The sequence below is a fragment of the Actinoalloteichus spitiensis RMV-1378 genome (assembly GCF_000239155.1).
Classification (GTDB): Bacteria; Actinomycetota; Actinomycetes; order Mycobacteriales; family Pseudonocardiaceae; genus Actinoalloteichus_B; species Actinoalloteichus_B spitiensis.
On record NZ_AGVX02000392.1, the window covers coordinates 1 to 5,412 of the forward strand.

At 73.5% G+C, this 5,412-nt stretch carries 5 protein-coding genes; 1 reads left to right on the forward strand and 4 read right to left on the reverse strand.

The genetic code is table 11. The annotated features are described in order from the left end of the window. Nucleotides 1-68 precede the first annotated feature (68 nt). Together ACTIDRAF_RS0217100 and ACTIDRAF_RS0217105 are read right to left on the reverse strand one after the other, a co-directional pair. A complete protein-coding gene (locus ACTIDRAF_RS0217100) occupies nt 69-1,376 on the reverse strand; it encodes a sensor histidine kinase (RefSeq protein WP_026066203.1) in 1,308 nt (435 codons plus the stop codon). A 2-nt stretch (nt 1,377-1,378) separates the two neighbouring features. Further along, entirely contained in the window at nt 1,379-2,065 is a 687-nt protein-coding gene (locus ACTIDRAF_RS0217105; RefSeq protein WP_016699950.1) for a response regulator transcription factor, read from the reverse strand. A 101-nt stretch (nt 2,066-2,166) separates the two neighbouring features. Between ACTIDRAF_RS0217105 and ACTIDRAF_RS29435 the strand changes: the two genes are divergently transcribed. Next, nucleotides 2,167-2,682 (forward strand): hypothetical protein, encoded by a 516-nt coding sequence (locus ACTIDRAF_RS29435; RefSeq protein WP_157163095.1) that lies wholly within the window; start codon nt 2,167-2,169, stop codon nt 2,680-2,682. A 113-nt stretch (nt 2,683-2,795) separates the two neighbouring features. Here ACTIDRAF_RS29435 and ACTIDRAF_RS35370 read toward each other — a convergent pair whose 3' ends face one another. Both ACTIDRAF_RS35370 and ACTIDRAF_RS29440 read right to left on the reverse strand, forming a co-directional pair. Next, entirely contained in the window at nt 2,796-4,298 is a 1,503-nt protein-coding gene (locus ACTIDRAF_RS35370; protein WP_016699952.1) for a tetratricopeptide repeat protein, read from the reverse strand. Further along, the coding region (locus tag ACTIDRAF_RS29440; protein ID WP_016699953.1) for an ATP-binding protein at nt 4,295-5,412 on the reverse strand (1,118 nt) is incomplete at its 5' end. The genes ACTIDRAF_RS35370 and ACTIDRAF_RS29440, both read right to left, overlap by 4 nt.

The window sequence follows — 5,412 nt, forward strand, 5'->3', positions numbered from 1 at the left end:
GCACGAGCTTGTGGTTGGACGGCGACGCGGGCTTCAGGGGCGGCGCGGCGTGGTGTGGGGGGTGGCGGTCAGCTCGGTTCGGGCGGGCCGAGTCGGACGGTGATCTGGGCTCCACCCCAGCCGGAGACGCCAAGGGACATCCCCCCGCCGGAGGCCTCGGCGGTCCTGCGGGCGATGTCGAGGCCCAGCCCGGTCGACCCGCCCTTGCTGTTGCCCCGGTCGAGCACGTGGCGGCCGGTGTTGACGCCGCCGAACCCGGCGCCGGCGTCGGCGACGACGAGGACGGCCCCGCCCTCGGGCGCGGGGCGGAGCCGGACCGCGAAGGACGTGCCCTCCTCGGTGTGCGCGAAGACGTTGCCGAGCAGGGCGTCGACGGCGGCGACCAGTTCGCCCGGGGAGACGCGGACGAGCAGCGGTCCCGGGGCGAGGTCGAGTTCGACGTGGCGTTCGGTGTCCTCGGCGAGCACCGACCAGAAGCGCACCCGTTCGGAGACGATCTGGGCGGCGTCGCAGGCCACCCGGGCGGCGGTCTGCCCGTCGCCTCCGCTGCGCCCCCTGGCGTCCTGGATGACCTCGCTGACGGCGCGTTCGAGTTCCTCGACCAGCCCCTCCACCCGGCGGGCCTCCTCCGGCGACCGCAGCCCCTCCGCCTCCAGTTTGAGGGCGGTCAGCGGGGTGCGGAGCCGGTGCGAGATATCGGCAACCGTTTCCCGTTCCTGCTGGAGCAGGGTTTCGATCTGACCCGCCAGGTGGTTGAGGGCCAGGCCGACGTCGCGGAGTTCCTTGGGGCCGGTCGGGTCGGCCCTCGCCTGGAGTTCTCCCCGGGCCAGCCGGTGGGAGACGGCGGCCAGTTGGGTGGTGGGCCGGACCAGGGAGGTGGCCAGCCGGTCCGCCACGAGCGCGCTGACGGCGAGCAGCACCACGGCCAGCAGGACGAGGATCAGCACGGCCCGGTCCACGCCCCGGTGCAGGACCTCGGCGGGCACGTGGGCGCGTACCGCCGCCTGTTCCCCGGTGGAGTCCTGGGCGTTGACCAGCAGTTCCATCCCGCCGCCGACGTCGGCGGTGAAGGTGTGGCCGCGCAGGGCGAGGTCCACCGACTCGGTGCGCTCGGCGGGCTCGCCGACCGTGGTCCCGTCGGGGAGGAAGATCGTCAGCTGGTGGTCGTCGGAGAGGTTGACCCGCTCGACGGCGAGGCGGATGACCTCGGGGTCGGCGGTGGCCAGCAGGGAGCTGAAGGACTGGGCGTCGACGTTGGCCGCGTGCAGTGCGCGGTCCTCGGCGACGGTGCGGACCAGCAGGGCCAGCGGAACGAGGAACGCGACGAGGATGAGGGAGGTGGTGGCGGCGACGAGCAGGGCAAGGCGTCCTCGCATGGTCACGCCCCGCCCGGTGCGGCCAGCTTCACGCCGACACCTCGGATGGTGTGCAGGTACCGGGCCTGCTGCGCGGTCTCGCCCAGTTTGCGGCGGAGCCAGGAGAGGTGGACGTCGACGGTCTTGTCCGCCCCGCCGTAGGGCACCTGCCACACCTCGATGAGCAGTTCCCTTTTGCTGACCACGGCGCCGGCCCGGGCGGCCAGGTAGTGCAGCAGGTCGAACTCGCGGGGGGTGAGGTCCAGCGGGCGCCCGTCGAGACTGGCTTCCCTGGAGCGGGCGTCCACCCGCAGTCCGCCCACGGTCAGGGCCTGGCTGGGGGCTTCCTCCCCTCCCCTGCGGAGCACGGCACGGATGCGGGCGTCGAGCTGGCCGGCGCTGAAGGGCTTGGTGACGTAGTCGTCGGCCCCGGCGTCGAGCACCGAGATGATCTCGGTCTCGTCGTCGCGCGCCGTGGCGACGATGACGGGGACGGTGCTCACGGCCCGCAGCATCCGCAGCAGTTCCCGGCCGTCCATGTCGGGGAGCCCGAGATCGAGCACGACCAGGTCGGGGCCTTCGGACACGGCCAGCCGCAGGCCGTCCATCGCGGTGTGCGCGGAGGCGACGGCGTGGCCTCGTTCCCCGAGGGCCCTGGTCAGTGCGGTACGGATCGTGGGGTCGTCCTCGACGAGCAGAAGGTGCGCCACCCCCGCACGCTATCGGAGGGCCGGGCCGGCCGGCACGCCTCTGGCCGAGGGCTAGCATCGTCTTATCCCGGCGTTAACCCGGCCTGCGCGAGGGTGTGATGGTGAGAAACGGCCTTTCGAATCGGACCAGGTTCGCCCTGGGCGCCGCCGGCTGGGCCGCCGCCGCTACCGCCGCCACAGCGGTGGGCATCGCCGCGGTCGGCGCGATCGGCGCCGGCATCGTCGACGACGCGCCCGCGGTGCTGGACCAGCAGGCGATCACCTCCCGGTTGACCTCGCAGCCGGCGAACCAGCCGGCGCCCTCCGCCGCGCCGGGCGTCCCCGGCACCTCGGCGGAGTCGGCGCCGGGGGAGGTTTCCGAGCCCGTGGACACCGGGCCGCCTCCACAGCGGAAGGTGATCGGGACACCCGGCGGTTCGCTGTCGGTGGAGTGCGTGGGTGACCAGGCCCGGTTGGTCAGCTGGACGCCCGACCAGGGTTTCCACGTGGACGCCGACGACGTGGAGCGGGGTCCGGCCAGGGAGGTGTCCCTGGAGTTCGAGTCGGAGGACGTCGACATCGAGGTGGACGTGGTGTGCGAGGGCGGGGTGCCGGCCGCCTACTTCGAGGAGGACTGACCCCACCCCGGCGTCCTGGCCGGCCGCGCCCGGCCGGGTGACCGGGTGTCGTGACCTGCCAGAAGTCCTGCCGTCCCGATCTCCCGCCCCTGGGTCGTGGGCCGCCCGGCGCCTCAGCGCTGGCGGCGGCCGGACAGGCGTTGGAGGGTGACGATGACCCCGGTGAGGAACAACCGGAGGACCCGGCAGTAGGTGACCACGACGAGCAGGCCCAGGCCGACGAACATCAGCGCCGGGTCCAGCGCCGGGTGGGCGAGGGATGCCAGCACCCACAGCGGTCCGGTCAGCGCCCCGACCAGCAGGGTGACCGCGACCAGCACGTGCCCCAGGTAGGAGCGCCGGTCGGCTCCGGTGCGGGCGGCCAGGTGGGCGCGGACCACCCGGGGGTGGCGGGCGCGCACCACCGCCAGCAGCGGCACCACCGACAGCGCCACGCCCAACGGCGGGTACCACCAGGCTTCGGACTGTTCGCCCAGCGCGGTCAGCAACACCAGGGGTGGTAGTGCGAGCAGCGTCGTCAGCCACGACTGGCGCCACAACCGGACGGGGTGGGCGTCGTAGATCCGTTCGTCGCGTTGCCGCCGGATGGCCAGCACGGCGACCGCGCTCGACCCGAGGGCGATCGCCAGGATGACCCGCAGCAGGGGGGTGACGTCCCCGCCCTGGATCAGCGAGCCGATCCACCACCCCGTGAGCAGCAGGGTGTTCAGGCAGGTCACTCCGACGAGACCGGCCAGCACCCGGCGGGTGCGCAGCAGGATGCGCAGGTAGCCGCCGAGGCCCCGTTGGTAGCGCTGGTGCTCGCTCCACAGGTGGAGGCCGAGGAGGGCGGGCAACGGGGTGGCGCCCAACGCCACCCATCGGCCGGCGTCGTCGGGAAGGAACAGTGCGAGGACGAGCAACACGAGGGTCGCGGCGGCGGTCACCATCGGCGCCAGCCGAGCGGTGAGCCAGCCCAGCCGCGCCAGTTCGGCCTCCGTGGCCCGCTGCCCCGGCGCCACCGTCAGCAGGGACCGGAAGGTGGCCATCGCCTGGCCGACCCGTGCCCGGTCGGACTGCACCTGGCCCAGCAGGAGCAGGGCCTGGCCGTTGTGCGGGTCGATCGCCAGCGCGGCCCGCAGCGCCTCCTCGGCCCGGTCGCGGCGGCGGTTGAGGAGGGCGAGCCGGGCGAGCAGCAGGTGCGGTCCGGGTTCGGTGGGGCCGAGCCGGACGCATTCCTCGGCCACGGCCACGGCCTCGGGGAGGCGTTTCCGTTGCAGGGCCAGCACGTCGGCCAGCCGCGAGTGGGTCTGCCAGACGTGGGGGTTGTGGCGGACGGCCTCCCGGGCGGCGACCTCGGCGTCGGCGAGGCGGCCGAGGCCGACGAGGGCCGCGCTGCGGAGCCGGTGCCCCCAGTCGTCCTCGGGGGCGCCCTGGACGGTGTTGTCGGCGGCGATGAGGGCGCGCTGGAACTCGCCGTTGCCGATCAGGGCCTTCGCCAGCTGTCCCCAGAGGACGGCGTCGGAAGGCCACGCGGCGAGGCCGGCCTCCAGCACGGTGATCGCTTCCGAGGCACGCCCCAGGTCCAGCAGCGCATCGGAATGGGTGAACACCGTGGTGGGGTTCGCGGCGGTCATGCCATCTTTCTCTGCTTGAGGTAGGCGAGCAGGTCGTCGTACTCGCCGTTGGCGTTGGCGAACAGCGCGACGTTGCGGGCCGACTCCAGCCAGGGGCCGATGGACGGCTTGACCTGGCGCAGCGCCACCTTCATGTCCTTCATCGTGATGGGCCGGGCCCGGCCGAGGCGCATGGAGTCGGCCAGGGCGAGCTCGGCCGCCGACTCGACCAGGTGGCCGAGGTCGGCACCGGAGAAGTCCTCGGTGCGCTTGACCAGCAGGTCGAGGTCGAGGCCGTCGACGGGACGGTCCCGCAGCTTGCCCTGGAGGATCGCCGCCCTGGCCGGGGCGTCCGGCGGCAACACGAGGACCGTGCGGTCCAACCGGCCTGGGCGGCGCAGCGCGGGGTCCACGTCCCACGGGTGGTTGGTCGCGGCGAGGACGAACACACCGGTGTTGTCCTCGGTGGCGGAGTCCATCTCGGTGAGGATCTGGTTGACGGCCGAACGCAGGCCGCTCCAGCCCGAGCCGATGCCGGACCGCCGGTGGCCGATGGCGTCGACCTCGTCGAAGAACAGCAGGCAGGGGCTGTTGCGGCGTGCCGCCCTGAAGATCTGCTCGATGTTGCGTTCGGTCTCGCCGAGGCGGGAGCCGAGGATGTCGGCGAGGCTGACGGTGCTGAAGCTGGCGCCGAGTTCACCGGCGACGGCGCGCGCGATGAAGGTCTTGCCGCAGCCGGGTGGACCGTAGAGCATCAGCCCACCGCGCAGGCTCTTGCCGAAGGCCTTCGCCAGTTCGGGGTTGCGCATCGGTCCGAGGAAGGCCATGTCCAACCGTGCCTTGACCTGCTCCAGGCCCCCGACGTCGGCGAGGGTGACCTGGCTGGTCTCCAGGTCCAGCGCCGGCTCCGGGGGTTCCTCCTCGTCGCCGACGACGTGCAGCCGGGGCGGGCTGGTGGGGGCGGGCCGTTCGGTCGCCGAGTCGAACCTGGTCGTGGTGGGGCGCAGGGGGACGACAGGCCGCTCACCGGACGGTTCCGATCCCTGGCCGCCGCCCTCGGGGCCACGCTGATCCTCGGGGCGGGCCGGCGAGGTGGGGGTCGCTCCCGGCGGGGGAGTGGGCGCGACCGGTGGCG

What these genes read in the sequence shown, in the direction of transcription:
- ACTIDRAF_RS0217100 (WP_026066203.1), bottom strand. Translation starts at nt 1,376, where the DNA reads ATGCGAGGACGCCTTGCCCTGCTCGTCGCCGCCACCACCTCCCTCATC.
- ACTIDRAF_RS35370 (WP_016699952.1), bottom strand. Translation starts at nt 4,298, where the DNA reads ATGACCGCCGCGAACCCCACCACGGTGTTCACCCATTCCGATGCGCTG.